Source organism: Pantoea rwandensis, from assembly GCF_002095475.1.
Taxonomy (GTDB): Bacteria; Pseudomonadota; Gammaproteobacteria; order Enterobacterales; family Enterobacteriaceae; genus Pantoea; species Pantoea rwandensis.
On sequence record NZ_MLFR01000049.1, the window covers coordinates 1 to 25,681 of the forward strand.

Sequence of the window (25,681 nt, forward strand, 5' to 3'; positions counted from 1 at the left end):
ATGAATCTCTTCACTCCCTGCTGAGCCGCCTGCGTTGCCGCTTTGCCGTCTCAGTGGATGCGCATTATAGGGATCCGGATTTTTTGCACAACCCCTTTTTTCGATCTTTTTAATCGACTGGCGAGTTTTCAATCTTTTCGCTGAGATCGCGAGCGATCCGCTCAAAAATCATCTTGTTTGCCAGCCTTATAAGCCGCAGGCTAGTGGGAAAAGTGCAAAAGGAGAACGATCATGTCTGTAGCCCTACGTCCTTATAAGAACCATTTTCCACAAATTGGCGATCGCGTAATGATCGACCGCAGTAGCGTGGTGGTGGGTGAAGTGCAGCTCGCCGACGATGTCAGCATCTGGCCACTGGTTGCTATCCGCGGTGATGTGAACAAAGTCATGATAGGTAAAAGAAGCAATATTCAGGACGGCAGCGTTTTGCATGTCACGCATAAATCCACCAGCAACCCGGAAGGGCATCCTTTAATTATCGGTGAAGATGTTACTGTAGGTCATAAAGCGATGCTGCACGGCTGTCATATTAGCGATCGCGTGCTGGTTGGAATGGGATCAATATTGCTAGATGGCGTGTTCGTTGAAGAGGATGTCATGATCGGAGCTGGCAGTTTGGTTCCGCCGGGTAAAAGACTGGAAAGCGGCTACCTCTATTTAGGCAGCCCAGTTAAACAGATCCGCCCACTGAGTGAAGCGGAAATCGCAGGGCTACTCTATTCATCTAACAATTATGTTGGCTGGAAAGATGAATACCTCGCTCAGGAGAGCCAGAGCCAACCTTGATCGTCGATCTTATCTTGTCGGATAAGCTCTTCCACTTCTTCTTCCAGATCCCAGCGATGCGCGTTAAACAGCGCCATCGCTGCACCCGCTCCGAATCGATCCTCTAATGCGCCAAGCTTGATGGCGCAGGTTAACCCCATTCCATGTAACAACACCGGAAAGACGATCGCTCCTCGTTCCTCGTCCCAATTTTCACGATCGGGAAAATGGATCGCCTGATTCACTCTTTCATTGCCTGCTTTAACTTAGCAATAACCGGCGTTATCTCAGGCATGACCCCATGCCACAGATGAAATGCATGCGCCGCTTGCCCCACCAGCATACCTAAACCATCCGCAAGCTGGTTAGCACCGTACTGCTGACACCATAATAGAAAAGGTGTTAACCCCTGCTGATAAAACATGTCATAGCAACGGGTCTGTGGAGTGATCAACGTTTCAGGCAGCGGTGGTACTTTGCCATCGACCCCACTAGAGGTGGCATTGATGATCAAATCAAATGCCTGGCCGGGTAAATCAGTAAAACCGGCAGCATGGATACCTCCGCTATGCTGGAATATCTCAGCAAGCTGTTGTGCGCGTTCCACGGTACGATTGACGACTACAATGGAACACCCTAAAGAAAGCAGCGGTAAAATCACACCGCGCGCTGCACCACCCGCCCCCACTAATAAAATCCGATCGCCAGGACGGATCATCTCAAGTCGTTCCAGATCGCTCAACAGACCAATGCCATCGGTGTTATCACCCACCACGGAACCATCGGCTCTTTTCTTTAAGGTATTTACCGCACCGGATAGTGCTGCACGCTCACTAAGCTCATCCGCAAACTCCCACGCCTGTTGCTTAAACGGCAACGTCACATTCGCGCCTTTTCCTCCAGTAGCAAAAAAGTCACTTAGTGACTGGGGGAAACCTTCTAAAGGAGCACAAATGCGGCCATACGTGTGATCAATGCCCGTCTGCTCTGCAAAAAGGGCATGGATAAACGGGGATTTACTGTGTGCAATCGGATGACCAAAAACTGCGAAGTTTTCCATATCTATTATCCCTGCCGAATAAGTTCGCCGCTGATAACGTCGCGAATCTCAGAAGGATTGATCCGCCCACCTGTTGCAGCATGCAAAACTGGGAATTGAGCTCCGAATTGCTGTACAACTTCTTCAGCATTGCGACATGGCGGTTCACCCGACAGATTTGCGCTCGTCGATACCAAAGGTTTACCAAAGCCGCGACACAGTGCTTGCACTTGAGGATGGTCGCTAACGCGAATCGCCAGCGAATCGAAGCGCCCTGTTAACCAGCGCGGCGTATGCGGTGTAGCCGGAACCACATAGGTTACCGGCCCTGGCCAGCTGGCAAACATACGCTCACGCTGCACTACCGTAAGTTCACGATCGGCAATATAAGGTTCCAACTGTGCGTAATCTGCGGCAATCAGGATCAGGCCTTTCTCAACCGGACGTTGTTTCAGCGCCAGCAATGCCATCACCGCACTTTCACTGTCCGGATCGCATCCCAGACCAAAGACGGCTTCTGTTGGATAGGCGATAACCGCCTGCTGCTGAAGTTGCTCGATGCAAAAATCGAGGCTTCCTGGTAAATATTGATTCTGCTTCATGGTGGTTATTCGTCCTGGACGATGAGCTTGCCACAGCGTTTGCTGGCGCATAAGCGCTTCATGCCTTGTGCGGTTTTCTTCTCTATTAATAGGGGGAACTGGCAATGGGGGCAGATACCTTCAACCGGCGTTGCGTTGATCGCAAATTGGCAATCGGGGTAACGGTCGCAGGAATGAAAGGTCTTGCCATAGCGCGAACGGCGCTGAACCAGCTTTCCATTCTGACATTGGGGACAGGCAATCGCGGTCTCGTCAGGCTTATCGATGGTTTCTGTGTAATCACATTCAGGATAGTGACTACAACCAACAAACATCCCAAACCGCCCCTGACGCAACGCTTTATCTGCGCCACACTGAGGGCAAGCGTGCCCTTCCAGCACTTTGACGATATGACCATCGGCCTGGTTTTTCAGGGGACGGACATACTCACAGGTTGGATAATTCACACAACCAAGAAATGGGCCATGTTTACCACCGCGTATCACCAAATCTGCCCCGCAAGCGGGGCAGGGATCGTGTTTACGCACAGAGAATAGTGCTGATTTACTCATATTTCCGGATGCATTAATCGCAAATTAATGCAGCATACCTTCATTGACGTCGAATAACAGTTCTTCCATCTGCTGATAAGCATTTTCACATCCTGGGATGTTAAACAGCACCATCAGCACCACCCATTTAAGATCTTCAAGATCGAATTCCTGAGTATCAAGAGCCGTGACTCGCTCGATGACCATTTCGCGCGTTTCCATATTCAGCACCTGAACCTGCTCCAGGAACAAAATAAAACCGCGACAATCGGCATCAAGACGCTGGCATTCCTCGTCCGTATAAATTCGCATTGAGAGCGGGTCGGCAGCCAATTGTACTGGCGCCACCAGACCATCCTGATAGTCCGCTAAACGTTCAAGCCAATTCAACGCATTGTAGATATCTTCACGATGAAAACCCGCATCGGCCAAATCATCGGTCAATTTATCCTGATCAACACGCATTTCAGCTTCGTTGTGGATATAGGTCTCAAACAAGTACATAAGTACGTCGAACATGGCATGCCCTCCTTAATCGGACATAGCCGCCGGGTACAGCTGCGATCCATCCTGCTAACTCCAGCTCGAGCAACTGAGCTGCGATAACTGGCACAGGTTGGCCGGCACGTTCAGCGACGACGTCAACAGGTGTAACCTCATTACCTACGTTAGCCAACACGCTAGCAAATGGCAATGGAACATCGTCACTGTCTTGTGAATATATTGTTTCTGAACTGGTTGCAGGCAGCCATTGCAAGGTGGAATGCAAATCTTCAAGGATGTTATTGGGATGAGCAACTAACAGCGCCCCCTGCTGAATCAACCAATGCGTGCCTTCACTGCCATCATTACCTAATGCTCCGGGTAACGCATAAACATTGCGATTTTGTTCCAGCGCGTAGCGAGCCGTAACGAGCGAACCGCTTTTAAGTGAAGCCTCAACGACCAGTACTCCCTGACTTAATCCACTGATGATGCGATTTCGACGCGGGAAATTAACCGCATGCGGAGCCATATCAAGAGGAAACTCCGATACTAAAGCACCCTCGTTAGCCATAATCGACTGCGCCAGGGACTGATGGCTTTTGGGGTAAATATGTTCCAGGCCGCTACCCAGCACTGCGATGGTTTTCCCGTTCACTTCCAAAGCGGCACGGTGCGCAATGCCATCAATACCGCGTGCGAGCCCGCTGGTAATGGTTAGCCCACTGAGCGTAAGCTGCTGCGTAAACCATGTACCCCACTCTTTGCCATAGTGTGAACAGTGCCGACTGCCCACCACCGCCAATTGCGGTGTCTGCAAAACGGATAGGTAACCCGCCACATAGAGCAATGAGGGACGTTGAGTGATTTCTGCAAGCGACGCCGGATAATCAGCATCAATACAGGAGACCAAATAATGATGAGGCTGATCCAGCCACTGCTGAGTGCGCGCCAGCTGGCGTGGGCAATAATCATTAAACTGTTGGCGCTGCAATTCATTCAAACCATGGTAGTGCAGTAATTCGTCATCCACAGCGGCAGCGCTTTGCAAACCCCGCGCGAGATTCACCACACGATGCCTGCGCAGGCCTTTAACATTTGCCAGCCTGAGTATCCCTTCCACTCGCTCCATGCGTCCTTCCTTAAGCCCGCTCTCATGCGGTGCAATGCTGTCAATCAGGCCACAAAAAGTCTACAATATGAGGTAGTAATCTTTTCTTTAACGCATACAGATCTGGATATTTATGTCAGTTTTGCAGGTATTACATTTCCCTGATGATCGCCTTCGCAAAATCGCTGCGCCGGTGGCTACCGTAAACGCAGACGTTCAGCGTATTGTCGATAACATGTTTGAAACCATGTACGCCGAAGAAGGCATTGGCTTAGCGGCCACTCAGGTCGACATTCATCAACGCATCATTGTTATCGATGTTTCTGAAAATCGAGACGAACGTCTGGTGTTGATTAACCCGGAACTGCTGGAAAAAAGCGGTGAAACCGGCATTGAAGAGGGTTGCCTCTCGATCCCTGAACAGCGTGCCTTTGTGCCGCGTGCGGAATGGGTCAAAGTTCGTGCACAGGATCGTGACGGTAAAAGTTTCGAGCTGGAGACGGATGGTCTGCTGGCAATTTGTATCCAGCATGAAATCGATCACCTCGATGGCAAGCTGTTTATCGATTATCTGTCACCGCTGAAGCGTCAGCGCATTAAACAGAAACTGGAAAAGCTCGCCCGCATGAATGCCCGCGAAGACTGAGTACTTATAGAAGGTTAAACTGTGTCTGCATCGCTAAAAATTATCTTTGCCGGTACTCCTGACTTTGCAGCGCGTCATCTTGACGCGCTACTTGCTTCTGAGCATCAGGTGGTTGGCGTATTTACCCAGCCCGACCGTCCTGCAGGACGCGGCAATAAACTCACTTCAAGCCCGGTAAAAGTGTTGGCGCAGGCACATGACATTCCTGTGTATCAGCCAAAATCACTGAAGCCAGAAGAGAATCAGCAACTGGTCGCTGGCTTGCAAGCCGATATCATGGTGGTGGTAGCTTATGGTCTGATTCTACCAAAGGCGGTTCTCGATATGCCGCGACTTGGTTGCATCAATGTCCATGGTTCACTCTTGCCACGCTGGCGCGGTGCAGCGCCCATTCAGCGTTCACTCTGGGCTGGTGACAGCGAAACCGGCGTGACTATCATGCAGATGGATGTGGGCCTGGATACGGGTGACATGCTGCATAAGCTCTCCTGCCCTATCACGCCTGAAGACACCAGCGCATCACTGTATGACAAGCTAGCCGAGCTTGGTCCTCAAGGTATGCTCGACACGCTCGATCTACTCGCAAATGGCAAATCACAGCCGGAAATGCAGGATGAAGCACTGGTTTCTTATGCTGAGAAGTTGAGTAAAGAAGAAGCTCGTCTTGATTGGTCACTTTCTGCTGCACAGCTTGAGCGCTGTATTCGCGCCTTTAATCCTTGGCCGGTGAGCTTTTTCCTGATTGAGGATCAACCCGTCAAAGTGTGGCAGGCCAGCGTTTTACCTCATCAGAACAAGCAGCCGGGCGAAATTCTCCATGCCGATAAGAATGGCATTCAGATTGCCACCGCTGACGGCGTACTCAATCTACTTTCGCTGCAGCCTGCGGGCAAGAAAGCCATGTCCGCGCAAGACCTGCTTAATTCGCGTCGTGAATGGTTTGCCACTGGCACCCTTCTGGCCTGATCTCTAGCCCGGTTTAACCGGGCTTTTTGTTTGATGAATGAATATGAAAAAAGCAACTAACCTGCGCAGTCTCGCCGCGCAATTGATTGAACGCGTGGTAGATAAAGGTGAATCACTCAGTGCCATTCTGCCTGGCGCGCAAAAAACATTGGCTGATAAAGATGGCGCGCTGTTGCAGGAACTCTGCTTTGGCGTAATGCGCACTCTGCCGCAGCTGGAAGCTCTGATTGGCAAACTGATGGAGCGCACGTTAACGGGTAAGCAGCGCGTGCTGCACTATCTGATTATGGTTGGGTTGTATCAGTTGCTGTATACGCGCGTGCCGGCTCATGCCGCATTGGCCGAAACAGTAGCAGGTGCAGAAGTCCTGAAGCGTACGGCGCTGAAGGGATTGATCAACGGTGTGCTACGTCAGTTCCAGCGTCAGCAAGAAGCGCTGGTTGCTGCAGTGGATCAAGGTCCACAGCGCTACTGGCATCCAGGTTGGTTACTCAAACGCTTGCAAGCAGCCTGGCCAGAACAATGGCAGCAGATCGTTGACGCCAATAATCAGCGCCCGCCGATGTGGTTGCGCGTCAATCGCCAACATCATAACCGTGATGCGTGGCTGAGTTTGCTACAGGCTGAAGATAAAACGGCCTTTGCCGCAGATGCGCAGGATGCGTTGCGTCTCGAATCCCCTGCCCCTGTCAACCAATTGCCAGGCTTCGATCAAGGATGGGTGACAGTACAAGATTTGTCTGCTCAGCGCTGCGCCCTGCTGCTTGAACCACAAAACAATGAAACCATTCTCGATCTCTGCGCTGCACCCGGTGGAAAGACCACGCATATTCTGGAAATCGCCCCCCAGGCAAACGTGCTAGCAGTCGATATCGATAAACAACGTTTGACCCGCGTGCATGAAAATCTGCAACGCCTGGGCATGCAAGCAGAAGTCCGTCAGGGCGATGGCCGGAAACCTGCAGATTGGTGCGGCGAAACACAATTCGACCGTATTTTGCTGGATGCACCTTGTTCAGCAACGGGTGTAATTCGCCGTCATCCTGATATCAAATGGTTGCGTCGTGACCGTGATATCCCAGAACTGGCCGCACTGCAGCGCGAAATTCTAAATGCAATTTGGCCACGCCTGAAATCCGGCGGCACCATGATTTACGCGACCTGTTCAATCTTGCCAGAAGAAAACCATCAGCAGATCGCGGCTTTCCTGGCTGAGCACTCTGATGCTGTCGCGGAAAAGTTGCCGGAAGGCCAAATTAACGGGTGGCAAGTCTTCCCCAGCGCTGATGGCGGTGACGGATTCTTTTACGCTAAATTAATGAAAAAATAGTGCGGCGCATTCTGACAAGAGCGATTCAACGATGAAAATTATTATCCTCGGCGCCGGGCAGGTTGGCGGCACGCTTGCTGAAAACTTGGTGGGCGAAAATAACGACATCACGGTTGTTGATACGGATGCTACTCGTTTACGTGCGCTGCAGGACAAATTTGACCTGCGCGTAGTGCACGGCCATGGTTCACATCCACGCGTCTTGCGTGAAGCCGGCGCTGAAGATGCCGATATGTTGGTTGCTGTCACCAATTCCGACGAAACCAACATGATTGCCTGTCAGATCGCCTATTCACTTTTCAATACGCCGAACAGGATTGCTCGTATTCGCGCGGCGGAATACTTACGTGATGCCGAAAAGCTGTTTGTCCCAGAGGCAGTGCCGATCGATCATTTGATTTCACCGGAACAGTTGGTGATCGACAACATCTATCGCCTGATTCAGTATCCGGGGGCATTGCAAGTGGTTAACTTTGCCGAAGGAAAAGTGAGCCTTGCAGTGGTTAAAGCCTATTACGGCGGACCTCTGGTGGGCAATCCATTGTCGATTCTACGTGATCATATGCCGCACATTGACACGCGCGTCGCGGCTATCTTCCGTCAGGACCGCCCTATTCGCCCTCAAGGTTCAACGATTGTGGAGGCAGGCGATGAAGTCTTCTTTATTGCCGCAAGCCAGCACATTCGCGCGGTGATGAGCGAAATGCAACGTCTTGAGAAACCCTACAAGCGTATTATGCTGGTCGGCGGCGGCAATATCGGCTTTGGTCTGGCCCAGCGGCTGGAAAAACAGTACAGCGTGAAGTTGATTGAACGTAATCAACAACGTGCAGCCGAACTGGCTGAGCGTCTGCATGACACCATTGTGTTTTACGGTGATGCTTCGGATCAGGAGTTGCTGGCTGAAGAGCATGTGGATCAAGTGGATCTTTTCATTGCCGTCACCAACGATGATGAAGCCAATATCATGTCGGCGATGCTCGCCAAGAAGATGGGCGCTAAAAAAGTAATGGTGTTGATCCAGCGCCGTGCTTATGTCGATCTGGTGCAAGGCAGCGTGATCGACATTGCCATTTCGCCGCAACAAGCCACAATTTCAGCCCTGCTGAGCCATGTGCGTAAAGCCGATATTGTCGGTGTATCTTCTTTGCGCCGTGGCATCGCAGAAGCGATTGAGGCTATCGCACACGGTGAAGAGACCACGTCGCGCGTGGTAGGGCGCTTGATCGAAGATATCAAACTGCCGCCCGGCACCATTATTGGTGCAGTGGTACGTGGTGATGAAGTCATTATCGCCAATGACAATGTGCGTATTGAACAGGGCGACCACGTCATTATGTTCCTGACAGATAAGAAATTTGTACCTGATGTTGAACGCCTATTCCAGCCTAGCCCCTTCTTCCTCTAAACCACTGCGGGCATTTGCTCGCGGTGATAATTATGCTTAATCCGCTGTTATCATGGCAAATGCACAAAGGTTTGTTAGACTTTAGCCATTGGCCAAGGCAAGGAGATAACAATGAGTTTATTCAAAGAGTTTCGTGATTTTGCAATGCGTGGGAACGTGGTTGACCTGGCAGTCGGTGTGATTATCGGTGCCGCTTTCGGTAAGATTGTTTCATCACTGGTCGCGAATATCATCATGCCACCACTGGGATTATTAATTGGTGGTGTCGATTTCAAACAATTTAAGTGGGTCCTAAAACCCGCTGAAGGTGACATACCTGCTGTAGTGATGGAATACGGTAACTTCATTCAAACTATTTTTGACTTTGTCATTGTAGCTTTTGCCATCTTTATGGCTATCAAGCTGATGAATAAGATGTATCAAAAGAAAGAAGTTGAGAAACCGGTCGCTAAACCTACGAATGAAGAACTATTACTGACTGAAATCCGCGATTTATTGAAGCAACAAAATAATAAAGTCTGATAAAGAAAAGCTGCCTAATCAGGCAGCTTTTTTGTCCGCAAAGCAGAAGGCCAGTGATAAACTTTTCTGCTTATCACTGGCCTCCCAGTTTCCACCCTTCGCATGTTTGTCTTTACGTCGGTAGCTGCCTTTGCCTTTGGTGTTTTGCTCTACTCGCTGACGAAACAGCGGGTCATGCAATAGTGCCTCAAGGGCGTTATCGTTAATCTTGCCTTTACGATGCTGATAGCGACTCATAATATCCTCCGGTTAATGATGGCGAAACTATAGGCCTTCCAGTGGGGAATTCAATCCTTGCTACAACAAATTTCCGCATGTGGCTCTTCACCCTTTTCTAGTGCTTCAAGAATGGAGCAGCAGGCGCTGCTGTGCAGATCGCCGCAGCAGGTCTCGGCCAGTCGCTGCAACGATCGCTGAATGGTTTGTAGTTCAACGATCATGCCAGTAACTTCACTCAGGCGCTTAGCCACAATGGCTTTGGATTCCTGGCAAGTATGATGTTCAGGATCGATACGGATCGATAATAAATCGCGGATCGATTCCAGACTAAAACCAAGCTGCCGGCCGTAGCGGATGAAACGCAGGCGTTGAAGATCGTCATCACTGTAGAGTCGGAAACCGCCTTCCGTGCGTATCTCGTGATCCATCATCTGCTGCTTTTCATAAAAACGTATGGTGTCAGGTGTGACGCCCGCGAGCTTGGCAAGCTGGCCAATTTTATACATATCACTTCTCCTGCAGCAGACGTTGCTCAATAGAGCCAAGGTACTCACTGCGTAAAAAATCTGTGTTTATCCCAGCCTGCTGTAACTTCATCTTCAATAAAGCCAGCTTTTTGCTCAGGTCGTGAGCTTGTTGATCGGTCGGATCTAATTGACCTAATAGATCGTTGAGTTGCAGCGCTTCACGACGTATTTCGAGTTCGGGAGGAAGAAAACCTGAGTTTTTCAGCAATCGATATGCCGTACGCAATTCAGCGGGTACGCCACTATCGTCGTCAAGATTCAGAGGTGCGCCTTCACCAGGCAAATTACTGAGTTCACCTCTTTCCTGCGCAGCGCGAATCTGTTGCTCTACCAACTGATCGATTAACCACATAATGAACTCCTGCTACTTACAACAGCGTTCAGCATAGCGAAAGATGGGGGAAAGGGGGAATGACAGGCAATAAAAAACCCGCCGAAGCGGGTTTTCTACGTTACTGCAAATTACTCTGCAGCAGCTTCTGCTTGAGCTTCTGGACGATCAACCAGCTCGATGTAAGCCATCGGAGCGTTGTCACCAGCACGGAAGCCACACTTCAGAATACGAGTGTAACCACCGGCACGGCTCGCGAAACGCGGGCCTAGCTCGTTAAACAGTTTTGCCACGATCTCGTTATCACGAGTGCGGGCGAATGCCAGACGACGATTAGCTACGCTGTCGGTCTTGGCAAGAGTAATCAGCGGCTCAACTACGCGACGCAGTTCTTTGGCTTTCGGCAGAGTCGTTTTGATGATCTCATGACGAACCAGAGAACCGGCCATGTTGCGGAACATAGCCTGACGATGGCTGCTGTTGCGGTTCAGTTGACGACCACTCTTACGATGGCGCATGACCTTATCCTTCTCAGTGAAACCTTAACCTGTGATCTGATTATTCATCAGCAATGCTTGCAGGTGGCCAGTTTTCCAGGCGCATGCCCAGAGACAAACCACGTGAAGCGAGCACATCTTTAATCTCAGTAAGAGATTTTTTACCAAGGTTAGGCGTTTTAAGCAGCTCAACCTCGGTACGCTGTACCAGATCACCGATGTAGTGGATAGCTTCTGCCTTAAGGCAGTTAGCAGAGCGGACAGTCAATTCCAGATCGTCAACAGGGCGCAGCAGGATCGGATCGAATTCTGGTTTCTCTTCTTTCACTTCCGGCTGACGTACATCACGTAAGTCAACGAAAGCTTCCAGTTGTTCTGCCAGGATGGTTGCCGCACGACGAATCGCCTCTTCAGGATCGATTGTGCCGTTGGTTTCCATTTCGATGACCAGCTTGTCCAGGTCGGTACGCTGTTCTACACGCGCTGCTTCAACATTGTAGGCAATACGGTCTACAGGGCTGTAGCAAGCGTCAACCAACAGACGGCCGATTGGGCGCTCATCTTCTTCCGAATGAATTCGGGCAGAAGCCGGCACATAACCACGACCACGCTGAACTTTGATACGCATACTAATAGATGCATTCTCATCGGTCAGATGGCAGATCACATGCTGCGGCTTGACGATTTCGACATCACCGTCGTGGGTGATATCGGCTGCAGTCACAGGGCCAATGCCAGATTTATTCAAAGTAAGGATGACTTCATCTTTACCCTGAACTCTTACCGCCAGCCCTTTCAGATTGAGCAGGATTTCCAGGATATCTTCCTGTACGCCCTCTTTGGTGGAGTACTCGTGGAGCACGCCATCGATCTCAACCTCGGTCACCGCGCAACCCGGCATGGAAGAAAGCAGAATACGGCGCAGTGCGTTGCCAAGAGTATGGCCAAAGCCACGCTCTAACGGCTCAAGGGTCACCTTGGCGTGCGTCGAACTCACTTGCTCGATATCTACCAGGCGCGGTTTTAGAAACTCTGTCACAGAACCCTGCATTGTGTCCTCTCTTTGGTACTAAGCTTTACTTAGAGTAAAGCTCGACGATCAGGTGTTCGTTAATGTCCGCAGACAGATCAGTACGTTCAGGAATACGCTTGAACACACCTTCCATCTTGGTCGCATCAACTTCCAGCCAGGTTGGCTTTTCACGCTGCTCAGCCAGCTCCAGAGCGGCCTTCACGCGAGATTGCTGTTTGGCTTTCTCACGGATGCTAACGACATCATTCGGAGATACCTGATAAGAAGCGATGTTAACAACGCGACCGTTTACCAGGATAGATTTATGGCTAACCAGCTGACGTGCTTCTGCACGAGTGGCGCCAAAGCCCATACGGTAAACAACGTTATCCAGACGACCTTCCAGCAAAGCTAACAGGTTTTCACCGGTGTTGCCTTTCAGACGTGCTGCTTCTTTATAGTAGTTACGGAACTGACGCTCCAGCACGCCGTACATACGACGAACTTTTTGCTTTTCACGTAACTGGCCGCCGTAGTCAGACAGACGCGGTTTACGCGCACCGTGCTGGCCAGGTGGTTGTTCAATTTTGCACTTGGTATCGATCGCGCGAACGCCAGACTTAAGGAATAAGTCGGTGCCCTCACGACGGCTCAGCTTGAGCTTAGGACCCAAATATCTTGCCATTTTCTTTCTCCAACTAACCTAAAAACGGGCGTTAAACGCGACGTTTTTTTCGGCGGACGACAACCGTTGTGAGGGATTGGAGTCACATCAGTAATATTAGTGATGCGGAAACCAGCAGCGTTCAGAGCACGAATTGTTGATTCGCGGCCTGGACCTGGACCCTTAACCATAACTTCCAGATTCTTAATACCGTAATCTTTCACTGCTTCTGCACAGCGCTCTGCAGCTACCTGAGCAGCAAACGGAGTAGATTTACGTGAACCGCGGAAACCGGAACCACCGGCGGTTGCCCAACCCAGTGCGTTACCCTGACGATCAGTAATAGTAACGATGGTGTTGTTAAAAGATGCATGGACATGAGCCACGCCATCTGAGACTTGCTTTCTTACACGCTTGCGTGCACGAACTGGTGCCTTTGCCATTATTTACTCACCCCGATTATTTCTTGATCGGTTTACGCGGACCCTTACGGGTACGTGCATTGGTCTTAGTACGCTGACCGCGAACTGGCAGACCACGACGATGGCGTAAACCACGATAGCAACCAAGGTCCATAAGACGCTTGATGCTCAGGGTGATTTCACGGCGCAGATCACCTTCAACAACGAATTTACCAACCGCTTCACGCAGTTGTTCAATTTGTTCTTCAGACAGCTCTCTGATCTTAACATCTTCGGCAATACCCGTTGAAGCGCAGATGGCTTTAGAACGAGTCTTACCAATTCCGAAAATCGAAGTTAATGCGATTACGGTATGTTTCTGATCAGGAATGTTAATGCCTGCTATACGGGCCACTATGCACTCCTATTATTTAATAAATGCGTCCCATGCCGAAAAGCCCGTTTTCAGGATACTCAAATGGCAACGCATCGACATACAAAAGATTGGCTGGCTAATCTAGCCAGCTCAACCCGACTTTGCAAGAAAAATATGTGACAATATCAGCCTTGGCGCTGTTTATGCTTTGGCTCGGCGCTGCAGATCACACGTACGACACCGTCGCGGCGAATGATTTTGCAGTTACGACATAATTTCTTGACGGAAGCACGAACTTTCATTTTTACTCTCCGTAACTTCTCAAGCACCTGAATTAACGGCCGTAGCCCTTCAGGTTAGCTTTCTTCAATGCAGACTCATACTGACTCGACATCATCAGAGTTTGCACTTGAGCCATAAAGTCCATGATGACAACCACTACGATAAGCAGCGATGTGCCGCCAAAGTAGAAGGGAACCTTCATGGCATCACGCATGAACTCCGGGATCAGGCAGATAAAGGTAATGTACAGTGCGCCGATTAAGGTCAGACGTGTCATTACTTTATCGATATACTTCGCCGTTTGCTCTCCCGGACGAATTCCCGGTACGAATGCTCCAGACTTCTTCAAGTTATCAGCTGTTTCACGTGGGTTGAAAACCAACGCCGTGTAGAAGAAACAGAAGAAGATGATTGCAGTCGCATAGAGTAGCACATAAAGCGGCTGTCCTGGTTGCAAATACAGCGAAATTGTTGTCAGCCAGTTCCAACCGGTACCGCCCCCGAACCATGACGCGATGGTTGCTGGGAACAGAATAATGCTGGAAGCAAAAATAGCCGGAATTACACCCGCCATATTCACTTTCAACGGTAAATGTGTGCTCTGTGCAGCATATACACGACGACCTTGCTGACGTTTAGCGTAGTTGACCACAATGCGGCGCTGGCCACGCTCAACGAAAATAACAAAGAACGTCACTGCAAATACAAGAACTGCAACCAACAGCAACAGGAGGAAGTGCAGGTCACCTTGCCGCGCTTGCTCGATGGTATGGCCAATGGCCGGCGGTAGACCCGCAACAATACCCGCGAAGATAATGATCGAGATACCGTTACCGATACCTCGTTCAGTAATCTGTTCGCCCAGCCACATCAAGAACATTGTCCCGGTGACCAGACTTACAACAGCGGTAAAGTAGAATGCGAAGCCTGGATTCATTACCAGACCTTGCATTCCAGGCATATTCGGCAGACCGGTAGCAATACCGATCGACTGGAATACAGCCAGAACCAGGGTGCCATAGCGAGTGTACTGGCTAATCTTACGACGACCAGCTTCACCCTCTTTCTTAATCTCGGCCAACGCTGGATGAACCACCGTCAGCAACTGGATAATAATAGAGGCCGAAATATACGGCATAATACCCAGCGCGAAGATTGAGGCACGACTGAGAGCACCACCAGAGAACATGTTAAACATTTCAATGATGGTGCCACGCTGTTGCTCAAGCAATTTGGCAAGTACGGTGGCATCGATACCAGGGATTGGAATAAAAGAGCCAATACGGAAGACAATGAGTGCACCGATAACAAACAAAAGTCTGCGCTTCAGTTCACCAAAGCCACCTTTGGCACTTTGAAAATCTAATCCCGGTTGCTTTGCCATCTGCTACTTATTCCTCGATTTTACCGCCAGCAGCTTCGATTGCAGCACGCGCACCTTTAGTGACACGCAGACCACGAATCGTTACCGGTGCAGAAACTTCACCAGACAGAATCACTTTCGCGAACTCGATCTGAACACCGATGATGTTGGCTGCTTTCAGAGTATTCAGGTCAACAATACCGCCTTCCACTTTCGCCAGGTCAGACAGACGAACTTCTGTAGTGACCATTGCTTTGCGAGAGGTGAAACCGAATTTCGGCAGACGACGATACAGAGGCATCTGACCACCCTCGAAACCGCGACGCACGCCACCGCCAGAACGAGAGTTCTGACCTTTGTGACCACGACCACCGGTTTTACCGAGACCAGAACCGATACCACGACCCAGACGCTTAGAAGCGTGTTTAGACCCTTCGGCCGGAGACAGAGTGTTTAAGCGCATCTCTTACTCCTCCACTTTCAGCATGTAGGAAATCGCGTTAACCATACCGCGTACTGCTGGCGTGTCTTCACGCTCAACGGTATGACCAATACGGCGCAGACCCAAGCCAATCAAAGTGGCTTTGTGCTTAGGCAGGCGGCCGATTGAACTGCGGGTTTGTGTAATTTTAATAGTCTTAGCCATCGTGATTACCCCAGAATTTCTTCAACGGATTTACCACGCTTGGCAGCGACCATTTCCGGAGAATTCATATTGCCCAGGCCATCGATAGTTGCACGAACCACGTTAATCGGGTTAGTAGAACCATACGCTTTAGCCAAAACGTTATGTACTCCAGCAACTTCTAAAACAGCGCGCATTGCACCGCCGGCGATGATACCGGTACCTTCAGAAGCTGGCTGCATGAACACACGAGAACCCGTGTGAGCACCTTTAACAGGGTGCTGCAGGGTGCCGTGAGTCAGCGCGACGTTAATCATGTTGCGACGGGCTTTCTCCATCGCTTTCTGGATCGCTGCTGGAACTTCACGCGCTTTACCGTAACCAAAACCAACGCGGCCGTTACCATCACCCACTACAGTCAGTGCGGTGAAGGAGAAAATACGACCACCTTTTACAGTTTTAGATACACGGTTTACCGCGATCAGTTTTTCCTGCAGTTCGCCAGCTTGTTTCTCGATGTTTGACATCTTAGACCTCTACCTTAGAACTGAAGGCCAGCTTCACGGGCAGCATCTGCCAGTGCCTGGACACGACCATGATATTGGAACCCGGAACGGTCGAAAGAAACATTAGTAATGCCTTTCTCGACAGCGCGCTCAGCCAGAGCTTTACCTACGGCTGCAGCAGCGTCTTTGTTACCGGTGTACTTCAGTTGTTCGGCAATAGCTTTTTCTACAGTAGAAGCAGCAACCAGAACTTCGGAACCGTTCGGGGCGATCACCTGTGCGTAAATATGACGCGGGGTACGATGTACCACCAGGCGAGTAGCACCCAGCTCTTTGAGCTTGCGACGTGCACGGGTCGCACGACGGATACGAGCAGATTTCTTATCCATAGTGTTACCTTACTTCTTCTTAGCCTCTTTGGTACGCACGACTTCGTCGGCGTAACGAACACCCTTGCCTTTATAAGGCTCAGGACGACGGTAGGCGCGCAGATCCGCTGCAACCTGACCAATCAGCTGTTTATCAGCGCCTTTCAGCACGATTTCAGTCTGAGTTGGACATTCAGCAGTGATGCCGGCCGGCAGTGCATGGTCAACAGGGTGAGAGAAGCCCAGGGCCAGACTCACAGAGTTGCCTTTAACAGCTGCACGATAACCAACACCAACCAGTTGCAGCTTCTTGGTGAAGCCTTCGGTAACACCGATAACCATGCCGTTCAGCAGCGCACGAGCAGTACCTGCCTGTGCCCAAGCGTCCGAGAAACCTTCGCGTGGAGCGAAAGTCAGGGCGTTGTCTGCATGCTTAACTTCTACAGCACTGTTGATAGTACGAGTCAGCTCGCCGTTTTTGCCTTTGATCGAAACTTCCTGACCGTTGAGTTTTACCTCTACGCCCGCAGGAACAACGACAGGTGCTTTTGCAACACGAGACATTTTATCCTCCGATTACGCTACGTAGCAGATAATTTCGCCACCAAGACCAGCTTGGCGCGCTGCACGATCAGTCATGACACCTTTAGAGGTAGAAATTACAGCGATGCCCAGACCAGCCATTACTTTTGGCAGCTCATCTTTTTTCTTATAGATGCGCAGACCTGGACGGCTAACACGCTGAATGCTCTCTACCACAGACTTGCCCTGGAAATACTTAAGAGTCAGTTCCAGTTCAGGCTTGGTGTCGCCTTCGATTTTAAAATCTTCAATGTAGCCTTCTTCCTTCAGCACGTTGGCAATTGCCACTTTCAGCTTGGAGGAAGGCATAGAGACCGCAACTTTGTTCGCGGCTTGACCGTTACGGATACGGGTCAGCATATCCGCGATCGGATCTTGCATGCTCATCTGTGTTACTCCCGTGATTCAAATGGTGACAATTACCAGCTAGCCTTTTTCAGACCCGGGATTTCACCGCGCATGGCGGCTTCACGGACCTTGATACGGCTCAACCCAAACTTCCGCAGGAAACCGTGCGGACGACCTGTCTGACGGCAGCGGTTACGCTGACGGGAAGGGCTGGAATCACGCGGCAGACTCTGCAGCTTGAGAACGGCATTCCAACGATCTTCGTCGGATGCGTTCACATCAGAAATGATCGCTTTCAGTTCAACACGCTTAGCGAAGAACTTGTCTGCTAATTTCACACGCTTAACTTCGCGTGCTTTCATCGATTGCTTAGCCATTAAGTAACCCTACCTTACTTGCGGAACGGGAAGTCAAAGGCAGCCAGCAGTGCACGGCCTTCATCATCAGATTTCGCAGTAGTGGTAATGGTAATATCCAAACCACGAACGCGATCGACTTTGTCATAGTCGATTTCTGGGAAGATGATCTGCTCACGAACGCCCATGCTGTAGTTACCACGACCATCGAAAGACTTAGCAGACAAGCCGCGGAAGTCACGAATACGTGGAACAGCAATAGTGATCAGGCGCTCAAAGAACTCCCACATGCGCTCGCCGCGCAGAGTTACTTTACAGCCGATCGGATAGCCCTGACGGATTTTGAAGCCTGCAACTGATTTGCGTGCTTTGGTGATCAACGGTTTTTGACCGGAGATTGCTGCCAAGTCAGCTGCTGCGTTATCCAGCAGTTTCTTGTCAGCGATCGCTTCACCAACACCCATGTTCAGGGTGATCTTCTCGACCCGAGGGACTTGCATGACAGAATTGTAGCCGAACTCAGTCATGAGTTTCTGGACTACTTCGTCTTTGTAGTAATCATGCAGTTTCGCCATCGTACTACTCCAAATTACTTGATAGTTTCGCTATTAGACTTGAAGAAACGGACTTTTTTGCCTTCTTCGAATCTAAAGCCTACACGGTCAGCCTTGCCGGTTGCCGCATTGAAGATTGCAACGTTAGAAACCTGAATAGCAGCTTCTTTTTCAACGATGCCGCCTGGTTGGTTCAGAGCCGGGACAGGCTTCTGATGTTTCTTAACCAGGTTGATACCTTCAACGATGACCTTACCAGAAGTCAGGACATTCTTTACTTTACCGCGTTTACCTTTGTCTTTACCGGTAATCACGATAACTTCGTCGTTACGACGGATTTTCGCTGCCATTGCTCGCTCCTTAGAGTACTTCTGGTGCCAGAGAGATAATTTTCATGAACTTTTCAGTACGAAGTTCACGAGTTACCGGCCCAAAAATACGCGTACCGATAGGTTGCTCGCTGTTATTGTTTAAAATAACGCATGCATTACCATCGAAGCGAATGACAGAACCGTCCGGGCGACGAACACCCTTCCTGGTGCGCACCACTACCGCCTTCAGGACATCACCTTTCTTAACTTTACCACGTGGAATTGCTTCCTTGATGGTAACTTTAATGATGTCGCCGACGCCTGCGTAGCGACGGTGCGAGCCACCCAGAACCTTGATACACATTACGCGACGTGCACCGGAGTTGTCGGCGACGGTCAGCATAGTCTGTTCTTGGATCATTTTAGTGCTCCGCTAATGTCAACTACTACTTCGGGACCCAAACCTCAGGTCGTTAAAAAGCCCCATAATTGAGGGCGCGGCATTATAACACCGGATCTCGCAGATGGGTAGAAAAAATGAACGGCTCAGACGAGCCGTTCATTTTATTTTTTAGAGGAAGCAGATTCTATTACAGAACCGCTTTCTCTACAACGCGAACAAGTGCCCAAGACTTAGTCTTAGACAGCGGACGGGTTTCGCGGATTTCTACCACGTCACCAATACCGCATTCATTGTTCTCGTCATGGATGTGCAGCTTAGTCGTACGTTTGATGAATTTACCGTAGATCGGATGCTTCACAACACGTTCGATAGCAACAACTGCAGATTTCTGCATTTTGTCACTAACAACACGACCCTGCAGAGTACGGATTTTATCGGTCATTACGCCGCCTTCTCAGTCAGTAAAGTCTTAACACGTGCAACATTACGGCGCACTTGCTTCAGCAGATGGGTCTGCTGGAGCTGGCCGGATGCTGCTTGCATGCGCAGGTTAAACTGCTCACGCAGAAGGTTAAGAAGCTCAGTGTTCAGCTCTTCAACGCTTTTTTCACGCAGCTCATTTGCTTTCATTACATCACCGTCTTAGTAACAAAGGTGGTTTTGATAGGCAGTTTTGCTGCTGCCAGCTTGAATGCTTCACGGGCAAGCTCTTCCGGAACGCCGTCCATTTCATACAGGACTTTACCCGGTTGGATTAGGGCAACCCAATACTCTACGTTACCCTTACCTTTACCCATACGCACTTCAAGCGGCTTCTCGGTGATCGGTTTGTCCGGGAATACACGGATCCAGATCTTACCTTGACGCTTAACTGCACGGGTCATAGCACGACGTGCTGCTTCGATCTGACGTGCAGTCAGACGACCACGGCCAACAGCTTTCAGACCGAAAGTACCGAAGCTGACATCCGTACCCTGCGCCAGACCACGGTTGCGGCCTTTGTGCACTTTACGGAATTTCGTACGCTTTGGTTGTAACATCAGCGACTCTCCTTACTTACGGCCTTTACGCTGCTGCTTTTTAGGTTGAGCAGCCGGTTCCGGTTGTTCAACAGCAGCCATACCACCCAGGATCTCGCCTTTGAAGATCCATACCTTAACGCCGATTACACCATAAGTGGTGTGCGCTTCAGAGGTGTTGTAGTCAATGTCTGCACGCAGTGTGTGCAACGGTACGCGACCTTCACGGTACCATTCGGTACGTGCGATCTCGGCACCGCCCAAACGGCCGCTGACTTCAACTTTAATACCCTTCGCGCCCAGACGCATTGCGTTCTGTACAGCACGCTTCATAGCACGACGGAACATCACACGACGCTCCAGCTGTGAAGTGATGCTATCAGCAACCAATTTAGCGTCCAGTTCCGGTTTACGGACTTCGGCGATATTGATCTGTGCAGGAACGCCAGCGATTTTCGCGACGACCGTGCGCAGTTTTTCTACGTCTTCACCTTTCTTACCGATAACGATACCCGGGCGAGCGGTGTGAATAGTCACACGGATGCTCTTAGCCGGACGCTCGATAACGATACGAGATACAGACGCTTTAGCCAGTTCCTTAGTCAGGAACTGACGTACTTTAAAATCGCTGTCCAGGTTGTCAGCGAATTCTTTGGTGTTCGCAAACCAGGTAGAGTTCCATGGTTTTACAATACCCAGGCGAATACCATTAGGATGTACTTTCTGACCCATTGCTAGTCTCCAGAGTCTCAGCGATCGGACACAACCACAGTAATGTGGCTGGTGCGCTTCAGGATGCGATCTGCACGACCTTTCGCACGCGGCATAATGCGCTTCATGCTTGGGCCTTCGTCTACGAAGATTTTCGAGACTTTCAGATCGTCGATATCAGCGCCATCGTTGTGTTCGGCGTTCGCAATGGCAGATTCCAGGACTTTCTTAACCAACACAGCAGCTTTCTTGTTGGTGTAGGTCAGAATATCCAGAGCCTGCGACACTTTCTTACCGCGAATCAGGTCAGCAACAAGGCGGACCTTCTGAGCAGAAGAACGAGCATGGCGATGTTGAGCAATAGTTTCCATCTCTTCCTCCTACTTATTTCTTCTTGGCTTTCTTATCTGCAGCATGGCCGCGATAAGTACGTGTCGGTGCAAATTCACCCAGTTTGTGGCCGACCATTTCGTCGGAAACAAAGACAGGAACGTGCTGACGACCATTATGGACAGCGATGGTCAAACCGATCATGTTAGGGAAGATCGTTGAACGACGGGACCAAGTGCGCAGGGGCTTCTTGTCACCGCTTTCCACCGCTTTCTCTACCTTCTTCAGCAAGTGCAGGTCAATAAAAGGACCTTTCTTGAGAGAACGTGGCATGGCTTATCCTCTAAAATTATTTGCTACGGCGACGTACGATAAATTTATCAGTACGCTTGTTGCTACGGGTCTTCTTACCTTTGGTCTGAACGCCCCACGGAGTTACCGGGTGCTTACCAAAGTTACGACCTTCACCACCACCGTGCGGGTGATCGACTGGGTTCATCGCAGTACCGCGAACGGTAGGACGAACACCACGCCAACGGGTTGCACCAGCTTTACCCAGAACGCGCAGCATGTGCTCAGCGTTACCGACTTCGCCCAAGGTCGCGCGGCAGTCAATTTCGACTTTACGCATTTCACCTGAACGCAGACGCAGGGTTACGTAGGAACCATCACGCGCAACGATCTGCACGTAAGTACCAGCTGAGCGAGCAATCTGACCGCCTTTGCCTGGTTTCATTTCTACGTTGTGAACGGTAGAACCCACCGGGATGTTACGCATTGGCAGGGTGTTACCTGCTTTAATCGCAGCATCAACGCCAGATTGAACCTGGTCGCCGGCTTTCAGGCCTTTAGGGGCCAGGATGTAACGGCGCTCGCCATCTTTGTACAGAACCAGTGCGATGTTCGCAGAACGGTTCGGATCGTACTCAAGACGCTCAACAATTGCTGGGATACCATCTTTGTTGCGTTTGAAGTCAACAATACGGTAAGCCTGCTTGTGACCACCACCGATATGACGGGTAGTGATACGACCATTGTTGTTACGACCACCGGATTTGCTGTTCTTTTCTAACAGCGGAGCAAAAGGTTTGCCCTTGTGCAGCTCTGGGTTCACCACTTTAACTACGTGACGACGACCCGGAGATGTCGGTTTACATTTAACAACTGCCATTGTCTTTCTCCTCCGACTTACTCAGCGCCGCCGACGAAGTCCAGATTCTGGCCTTCCTTCAGGGTGACGTAAGCTTTTTTCCAGTCGCTACGACGACCGATACGCTGTCCTTGACGCTTAACTTTACCCTTAACAACCAGGGTGTTTACGTCTTTAACTTCAACTTCGAACAGTTTCTCAACAGCAGCAACGATCTCTGCTTTGGTCGCGTCTTTAGCAACTTTGAGAACGATGGTATTGGTTTTTTCCATCGCAGTAGATGCTTTTTCAGATACGTGCGGTGCACGCACTACTTTCAGCAGACGTTCTTCACGGATCATGCCAGCATCTCCTCAACTTGCTTAACTGCTTCCGCAGTCATAACGACTTTGTCGAAGGCGATCAGGCTAACTGGGTCGATACCCGCTGCATCACGCACGTCAACCTTGTACAGGTTACGCGCAGCCAGGAACAGATTCTCATCCAGTTCGCCGGTAATGATCAGCACGTCTTCCAGCGCCATGTCTTTCAGTTTCTGTGCCAGCAGCTTGGTTTTCGGTGCTTCTACAGAGAACGTCTCGACAACGATCAGACGGTCTTGACGTACCAGTTCGGACAGGATGCTTTTCAGCGCGCCGCGGTACATCTTTTTATTAACTTTTTGACTGTGGTCTTGTGGACGTGCAGCAAAGGTCACACCACCTGAACGCCAGATTGGGCTCTTTACAGAACCTGCACGCGCACGGCCGGTACCTTTCTGGCGCCAAGGCTTTTTGCCTGAACCAGTTACTTCAGCACGAGTCTTCTGCGCACGAGTACCCTGACGAGCACCTGCGGCATAAGCAACAACAACCTGGTGAACCAGCGCTTCGTTGAAGTCACGACCGAAGGTAGTTTCGGAAACAGTCAGCGCGCTCTGCGCGTCTTTCAGTACTAATTCCATTGCTATCCCCTTACGCCTTCACAGCTGGTTTAACGATCAGGTCGCAGCCGGTTGCACCCGGGACAGCGCCTTTGACCAGCAGCAGGTTGCGCTCAGCGTCAACACGTACCACTTCCAGGCTCTGAACGGTTACGCGCTCGTTACCCATCTGACCAGCCATTTTCTTGCCTTTGAACACTTTGCCCGGAGTCTGGTTCTGACCGATAGAACCCGGAACGCGGTGAGACAAGGAGTTACCGTGTGTAGCGTCCTGGGTACGGAAGTTCCAGCGCTTAACGGTACCTGCGAAACCTTTACCTTTAGAGGTACCGGTAACGTCTACTTTTTTAACTTCAGCGAAAATCTCAACACTGATGCTCTGACCTACTGAGTACTCTTCACCTTCGGTGCGGAATTCCCACAGACCACGGCCAGCTTCAACGCCAGCTTTAGCAAAATGACCTGCTTCCGGCTTGCTCACACGGTTTGCTTTTTTAGCACCGGTGGTCACCTGGATAGCTTGGTAACCGTCGTTTTCCAGGCCTTTGACCTGAGTAACGCGGTTTGCTTCAACTTCGATAACGGTTACTGGGATTGAAACGCCATCTTCAGTGAAGATACGAGTCATGCCCACTTTTTTACCGACTAAACCAATCATTGTATCAACCTCTCAATCGCTCGATGACCTGATTAACCCAGGCTGATCTGCACGTCAACACCGGCAGCCAGGTCCAGACGCATCAGTGCATCAACGGTTTTTTCAGTTGGCTCAACGATGTCTACCAGACGCTTATGAGTACGGATCTCGTACTGATCACGCGCGTCTTTGTTAACGTGCGGAGAGATCAGAACGGTGAAACGCTCTTTGCGAGTTGGCAGCGGGATCGGACCACGTACCTGCGCACCAGTGCGCTTGGCAGTCTCAACGATTTCCGCGGTTGATTGATCGATCAGGCGATGATCAAACGCTTTAAGACGGATACGGATTCTTTGGTTCGACATGAGACCAAGGCTCCAAACATTTTATAGACAAAAAGAATTACTACCCGCATCCATTACGATTGATGGAGGAGTGTAATCGTTCAGCATATAACTCCACAATCGGGAGTATTGTCAGGCGATACATAACAGGCTATCACCTACGATTCTGCTCGAATCGCGCCATACCAATATCGGTAGGCCCGCGCATTATACGTAAATCAGTTTAGGAAGCAACCCATGATGCGTTTTTAACCACATCAATTGTGCTCTGAAGACTAAAAAGCCTGCCATGGTCGCAATTTTACCAGGCAGGCTTAGTGACATTGCTCATTCGGCGCGGGATTAACCAGCGCTCTCTTCTTTTAATTGTGCCTGCAGATAGTTTTGCAGACCGAGTTTTTGTACCAGATCGAGTTCGGTTTCCAGCCAGTCAATGTGATGTTCTTCTTCACTCAGAATCTCAATCATCATGTCACGGCTGACGTAGTCATGTACTTTATCGGCATACGCAATCGCTTCGCGTAAATCCTTCGCCCCTTCCAGCTCCAGCGTCAGGTCAGACTGCAACATTTCTGGCACATCTTCACCGATACGCAGTCGCCCTAAATCCTGCAGGTTAGGAATGCCCTCGAGAAATAGAATGCGTTCAATGTATTTGTCCGCATGCTTCATTTCATCGATGGATTCATGATATTCAACATCGTTGAGGCGAATAAGCCCCCAGTTTTTGAACATGCGCGCATGAAGAAAGTACTGATTAATTGCAACCAGTTCATTTCCCAGCAGTTTATTGAGATGAGTTATGATTTTACTGTCGCCCTTCATTTTGCTTCCTCCGCTTCCAGGTAAATAGATCGTAGATGCGGATAAAAAGAAGTCAAAAAAACATGACAGTTTTTGTGGTTATTGCCGGAAGATGTCGAGTCGGCCTAAGCGATTTCTTTGTACAACGGGACCTTCTGCAGCTCATCATCCATAATCTCGCGTGCAAAACGAATACACTTACCACACTGTTTTCCAATAGGAACCAGTTGACGAAGATGTTGAATAGATTTGGGCTGATAGCGACGCACTACTTCACGGAGGGTTTTGTCACTCACGGCATTACACAGACAGACGTACATTTACTGCGACTCCAGTACAAATTCCGATCAAAGTGTAAATGAGAATGGTTTTTATTTCAAACGTAGCTTTTGTGTGGGATTGGTTTGAGGTGGCAAATCTAAGACAAAAAAAAGAGCACCGAAGTGCTCTTCTTTCGTGCTGTGGTGGCTACCTAAGCAGACACCACATTATCGCAATTAAGCGATAATTTCAGCAACAACGCCCGCACCAACAGTACGGCCGCCTTCACGGATTGCGAAACGCAGACCCTGATCCATAGCGATTGGCTTGATCAATGTAACGGTCATTTTTACGTTGTCGCCTGGCATTACCATCT

Annotated in this window: 45 protein-coding genes and 1 pseudogene; 6 read left to right on the forward strand and 40 right to left on the reverse strand. The window is 50.1% G+C overall.

From position 1 onward, the window contains the following. Positions 1–231: 231 nt before the first annotated feature. On the forward strand, positions 232–786 hold the full coding sequence (locus HA51_RS25895; protein ID WP_084938313.1) for a gamma carbonic anhydrase family protein: 555 nt from the start codon (positions 232–234) through the stop codon (positions 784–786). Here HA51_RS25895 and HA51_RS25900 read toward each other — a convergent pair. The 6 genes from HA51_RS25900 to dprA are packed head-to-tail and all read right to left on the reverse strand — an operon-like array spanning position 762 to position 4,551. After that, entirely contained in the window at positions 762–1,010 is a 249-nt protein-coding gene (locus HA51_RS25900) for a DUF1488 family protein (protein WP_084938314.1), read from the reverse strand. The two genes, HA51_RS25895 and HA51_RS25900, sit on opposite strands and share 25 nt — an antisense overlap. Beyond that, complete coding sequence (gene aroE / locus HA51_RS25905) at positions 1,007–1,825, reverse strand: shikimate dehydrogenase (RefSeq protein ID WP_084938315.1); 819 nt, start codon at positions 1,823–1,825, stop codon at positions 1,007–1,009. The genes HA51_RS25900 and aroE overlap by 4 nt, the downstream gene beginning before the upstream one ends. Before the next feature lie 5 nt (positions 1,826–1,830). Next, entirely contained in the window at positions 1,831–2,406 is a 576-nt protein-coding gene (gene tsaC / locus HA51_RS25910) for an L-threonylcarbamoyladenylate synthase type 1 TsaC (RefSeq protein ID WP_084938316.1), read from the reverse strand. Between the two features lie 5 nt (positions 2,407–2,411). Further along, positions 2,412–2,957, reverse strand: coding sequence for a DNA topoisomerase family protein (locus HA51_RS25915; RefSeq protein WP_084938317.1), 546 nt, complete (start codon positions 2,955–2,957; stop codon positions 2,412–2,414). 24 nt (positions 2,958–2,981) lie between these two features. Beyond that, positions 2,982–3,455 (reverse strand): DUF494 family protein Smg, encoded by a 474-nt coding sequence (smg, locus tag HA51_RS25920; RefSeq protein WP_034830723.1) that lies wholly within the window; start codon positions 3,453–3,455, stop codon positions 2,982–2,984. Beyond that, a complete protein-coding gene (gene dprA, locus HA51_RS25925; RefSeq protein WP_084938318.1) occupies positions 3,427–4,551 on the reverse strand; it encodes a DNA-protecting protein DprA in 1,125 nt (374 codons plus the stop codon). Before dprA ends, smg begins: the two co-directional genes overlap by 29 nt. A gap of 112 nt (positions 4,552–4,663) precedes the next feature. On the opposite strand from dprA, the gene def reads away from it, so the two are divergent. From def to mscL, 5 genes are all read left to right on the forward strand, one after another. Then, on the forward strand, positions 4,664–5,176 hold the full coding sequence (def, locus tag HA51_RS25930; RefSeq protein ID WP_084938319.1) for a peptide deformylase: 513 nt from the start codon (positions 4,664–4,666) through the stop codon (positions 5,174–5,176). Positions 5,177–5,197: 21 nt separating this feature from the next. Further along, a complete protein-coding gene (fmt, locus tag HA51_RS25935) occupies positions 5,198–6,142 on the forward strand; it encodes a methionyl-tRNA formyltransferase (RefSeq protein WP_084938320.1) in 945 nt (314 codons plus the stop codon). A gap of 43 nt (positions 6,143–6,185) precedes the next feature. Next, positions 6,186–7,472: a 16S rRNA (cytosine(967)-C(5))-methyltransferase RsmB gene (gene rsmB, locus HA51_RS25940; RefSeq protein ID WP_084938321.1), complete on the forward strand. Its 1,287-nt coding sequence runs from the start codon at positions 6,186–6,188 to the stop codon at positions 7,470–7,472. A gap of 31 nt (positions 7,473–7,503) precedes the next feature. After that, the gene (trkA, locus tag HA51_RS25945) at positions 7,504–8,880 is read left to right on the forward strand and encodes a Trk system potassium transporter TrkA (protein ID WP_084938322.1); all 1,377 of its coding nucleotides are present in this window, start codon (positions 7,504–7,506) and stop codon (positions 8,878–8,880) included. 111 nt (positions 8,881–8,991) lie between these two features. Continuing rightward, positions 8,992–9,402, forward strand: a complete 411-nt coding sequence (mscL, locus tag HA51_RS25950) for a large-conductance mechanosensitive channel protein MscL (protein WP_084938323.1) — start codon at positions 8,992–8,994, stop codon at positions 9,400–9,402. 18 nt (positions 9,403–9,420) lie between these two features. Here the strand turns inward: mscL and HA51_RS25955 are convergent, their stop codons facing one another. The 34 genes and pseudogenes from HA51_RS25955 to HA51_RS26120 all read right to left on the reverse strand — a co-directional run. After that, on the reverse strand, positions 9,421–9,639 hold the full coding sequence (locus HA51_RS25955) for an alternative ribosome-rescue factor A (protein WP_084938324.1): 219 nt from the start codon (positions 9,637–9,639) through the stop codon (positions 9,421–9,423). A gap of 50 nt (positions 9,640–9,689) precedes the next feature. After that, positions 9,690–10,127: a Zn(2+)-responsive transcriptional regulator gene (gene zntR, locus HA51_RS25960; RefSeq protein ID WP_084938325.1), complete on the reverse strand. Its 438-nt coding sequence runs from the start codon at positions 10,125–10,127 to the stop codon at positions 9,690–9,692. A 1-nt stretch (position 10,128) separates the two neighbouring features. After that, a complete protein-coding gene (locus HA51_RS25965; protein ID WP_084938326.1) occupies positions 10,129–10,500 on the reverse strand; it encodes a DnaJ family domain-containing protein in 372 nt (123 codons plus the stop codon). Positions 10,501–10,610: 110 nt separating this feature from the next. Then, the gene (gene rplQ / locus HA51_RS25970) at positions 10,611–10,997 is read right to left on the reverse strand and encodes a 50S ribosomal protein L17 (RefSeq protein ID WP_003850180.1); all 387 of its coding nucleotides are present in this window, start codon (positions 10,995–10,997) and stop codon (positions 10,611–10,613) included. 40 nt (positions 10,998–11,037) lie between these two features. Next, positions 11,038–12,027: a DNA-directed RNA polymerase subunit alpha gene (locus HA51_RS25975; protein ID WP_007891688.1), complete on the reverse strand. Its 990-nt coding sequence runs from the start codon at positions 12,025–12,027 to the stop codon at positions 11,038–11,040. 25 nt (positions 12,028–12,052) lie between these two features. Continuing rightward, a complete protein-coding gene (rpsD, locus tag HA51_RS25980) occupies positions 12,053–12,673 on the reverse strand; it encodes a 30S ribosomal protein S4 (protein WP_007891687.1) in 621 nt (206 codons plus the stop codon). 44 nt (positions 12,674–12,717) lie between these two features. Further along, positions 12,718–13,095: pseudogene (gene rpsK / locus HA51_RS25985) on the reverse strand (30S ribosomal protein S11); the annotation flags it as partial. Positions 13,096–13,111: 16 nt separating this feature from the next. After that, complete coding sequence (gene rpsM, locus HA51_RS25990) at positions 13,112–13,468, reverse strand: 30S ribosomal protein S13 (RefSeq protein WP_039330880.1); 357 nt, start codon at positions 13,466–13,468, stop codon at positions 13,112–13,114. Positions 13,469–13,614: 146 nt separating this feature from the next. Next, positions 13,615–13,731, reverse strand: coding sequence for a 50S ribosomal protein L36 (gene rpmJ / locus HA51_RS25995; protein ID WP_004160566.1), 117 nt, complete (start codon positions 13,729–13,731; stop codon positions 13,615–13,617). A 32-nt stretch (positions 13,732–13,763) separates the two neighbouring features. After that, the gene (secY, locus tag HA51_RS26000; protein ID WP_007891686.1) at positions 13,764–15,095 is read right to left on the reverse strand and encodes a preprotein translocase subunit SecY; all 1,332 of its coding nucleotides are present in this window, start codon (positions 15,093–15,095) and stop codon (positions 13,764–13,766) included. Positions 15,096–15,102: 7 nt separating this feature from the next. Next, on the reverse strand, positions 15,103–15,537 hold the full coding sequence (rplO, locus tag HA51_RS26005) for a 50S ribosomal protein L15 (RefSeq protein WP_084938327.1): 435 nt from the start codon (positions 15,535–15,537) through the stop codon (positions 15,103–15,105). Between the two features lie 3 nt (positions 15,538–15,540). Further along, positions 15,541–15,720 (reverse strand): 50S ribosomal protein L30, encoded by a 180-nt coding sequence (gene rpmD / locus HA51_RS26010; protein ID WP_039380794.1) that lies wholly within the window; start codon positions 15,718–15,720, stop codon positions 15,541–15,543. Between the two features lie 5 nt (positions 15,721–15,725). After that, positions 15,726–16,226, reverse strand: a complete 501-nt coding sequence (gene rpsE / locus HA51_RS26015; protein ID WP_007891679.1) for a 30S ribosomal protein S5 — start codon at positions 16,224–16,226, stop codon at positions 15,726–15,728. A 14-nt stretch (positions 16,227–16,240) separates the two neighbouring features. Further along, entirely contained in the window at positions 16,241–16,594 is a 354-nt protein-coding gene (gene rplR, locus HA51_RS26020; RefSeq protein ID WP_008104733.1) for a 50S ribosomal protein L18, read from the reverse strand. A gap of 9 nt (positions 16,595–16,603) precedes the next feature. Beyond that, positions 16,604–17,137: a 50S ribosomal protein L6 gene (rplF, locus tag HA51_RS26025; protein ID WP_034830740.1), complete on the reverse strand. Its 534-nt coding sequence runs from the start codon at positions 17,135–17,137 to the stop codon at positions 16,604–16,606. 12 nt (positions 17,138–17,149) lie between these two features. Then, positions 17,150–17,542, reverse strand: a complete 393-nt coding sequence (gene rpsH, locus HA51_RS26030) for a 30S ribosomal protein S8 (RefSeq protein WP_039330888.1) — start codon at positions 17,540–17,542, stop codon at positions 17,150–17,152. Between the two features lie 32 nt (positions 17,543–17,574). Then, entirely contained in the window at positions 17,575–17,880 is a 306-nt protein-coding gene (gene rpsN, locus HA51_RS26035; protein ID WP_039380805.1) for a 30S ribosomal protein S14, read from the reverse strand. Between the two features lie 14 nt (positions 17,881–17,894). Then, positions 17,895–18,434 (reverse strand): 50S ribosomal protein L5, encoded by a 540-nt coding sequence (gene rplE / locus HA51_RS26040; protein ID WP_013510763.1) that lies wholly within the window; start codon positions 18,432–18,434, stop codon positions 17,895–17,897. 14 nt (positions 18,435–18,448) lie between these two features. Next, a complete protein-coding gene (gene rplX, locus HA51_RS26045; protein ID WP_034830741.1) occupies positions 18,449–18,763 on the reverse strand; it encodes a 50S ribosomal protein L24 in 315 nt (104 codons plus the stop codon). Positions 18,764–18,773: 10 nt separating this feature from the next. Then, the gene (gene rplN, locus HA51_RS26050) at positions 18,774–19,145 is read right to left on the reverse strand and encodes a 50S ribosomal protein L14 (RefSeq protein ID WP_084938328.1); all 372 of its coding nucleotides are present in this window, start codon (positions 19,143–19,145) and stop codon (positions 18,774–18,776) included. A 169-nt stretch (positions 19,146–19,314) separates the two neighbouring features. Then, positions 19,315–19,569 (reverse strand): 30S ribosomal protein S17, encoded by a 255-nt coding sequence (gene rpsQ / locus HA51_RS26055; RefSeq protein ID WP_084938329.1) that lies wholly within the window; start codon positions 19,567–19,569, stop codon positions 19,315–19,317. Then, positions 19,569–19,757 (reverse strand): 50S ribosomal protein L29, encoded by a 189-nt coding sequence (gene rpmC, locus HA51_RS26060; RefSeq protein WP_084938330.1) that lies wholly within the window; start codon positions 19,755–19,757, stop codon positions 19,569–19,571. Before rpmC ends, rpsQ begins: the two co-directional genes overlap by 1 nt. After that, positions 19,757–20,167 (reverse strand): 50S ribosomal protein L16, encoded by a 411-nt coding sequence (gene rplP, locus HA51_RS26065; RefSeq protein ID WP_002438716.1) that lies wholly within the window; start codon positions 20,165–20,167, stop codon positions 19,757–19,759. The genes rpmC and rplP overlap by 1 nt, the downstream gene beginning before the upstream one ends. A 12-nt stretch (positions 20,168–20,179) precedes the next feature. Then, complete coding sequence (rpsC, locus tag HA51_RS26070) at positions 20,180–20,878, reverse strand: 30S ribosomal protein S3 (protein WP_034830744.1); 699 nt, start codon at positions 20,876–20,878, stop codon at positions 20,180–20,182. Positions 20,879–20,895: 17 nt separating this feature from the next. Further along, entirely contained in the window at positions 20,896–21,228 is a 333-nt protein-coding gene (gene rplV / locus HA51_RS26075) for a 50S ribosomal protein L22 (protein WP_084938331.1), read from the reverse strand. Between the two features lie 13 nt (positions 21,229–21,241). Continuing rightward, a complete protein-coding gene (gene rpsS / locus HA51_RS26080) occupies positions 21,242–21,520 on the reverse strand; it encodes a 30S ribosomal protein S19 (protein ID WP_001138115.1) in 279 nt (92 codons plus the stop codon). 16 nt (positions 21,521–21,536) lie between these two features. Next, complete coding sequence (gene rplB / locus HA51_RS26085) at positions 21,537–22,358, reverse strand: 50S ribosomal protein L2 (RefSeq protein WP_084938332.1); 822 nt, start codon at positions 22,356–22,358, stop codon at positions 21,537–21,539. Between the two features lie 17 nt (positions 22,359–22,375). After that, positions 22,376–22,678: a 50S ribosomal protein L23 gene (rplW, locus tag HA51_RS26090; RefSeq protein ID WP_084938333.1), complete on the reverse strand. Its 303-nt coding sequence runs from the start codon at positions 22,676–22,678 to the stop codon at positions 22,376–22,378. Then, on the reverse strand, positions 22,675–23,280 hold the full coding sequence (gene rplD, locus HA51_RS26095; protein WP_084938334.1) for a 50S ribosomal protein L4: 606 nt from the start codon (positions 23,278–23,280) through the stop codon (positions 22,675–22,677). The genes rplW and rplD overlap by 4 nt, the downstream gene beginning before the upstream one ends. Positions 23,281–23,290: 10 nt before the next feature. Continuing rightward, complete coding sequence (rplC, locus tag HA51_RS26100) at positions 23,291–23,917, reverse strand: 50S ribosomal protein L3 (protein WP_084938335.1); 627 nt, start codon at positions 23,915–23,917, stop codon at positions 23,291–23,293. 32 nt (positions 23,918–23,949) lie between these two features. Beyond that, on the reverse strand, positions 23,950–24,261 hold the full coding sequence (rpsJ, locus tag HA51_RS26105; protein WP_006120582.1) for a 30S ribosomal protein S10: 312 nt from the start codon (positions 24,259–24,261) through the stop codon (positions 23,950–23,952). 321 nt (positions 24,262–24,582) lie between these two features. Beyond that, positions 24,583–25,065, reverse strand: a complete 483-nt coding sequence (bfr, locus tag HA51_RS26110; protein ID WP_084938336.1) for a bacterioferritin — start codon at positions 25,063–25,065, stop codon at positions 24,583–24,585. Positions 25,066–25,169: 104 nt separating this feature from the next. Further along, a complete protein-coding gene (gene bfd, locus HA51_RS26115) occupies positions 25,170–25,364 on the reverse strand; it encodes a bacterioferritin-associated ferredoxin (protein WP_034830760.1) in 195 nt (64 codons plus the stop codon). A 177-nt stretch (positions 25,365–25,541) separates the two neighbouring features. Continuing rightward, positions 25,542–25,681, reverse strand: a 140-nt coding sequence (locus tag HA51_RS26120; protein WP_084938292.1) for an EF-Tu C-terminal domain-related protein, incomplete at its 5' end; no start/stop codon positions are given.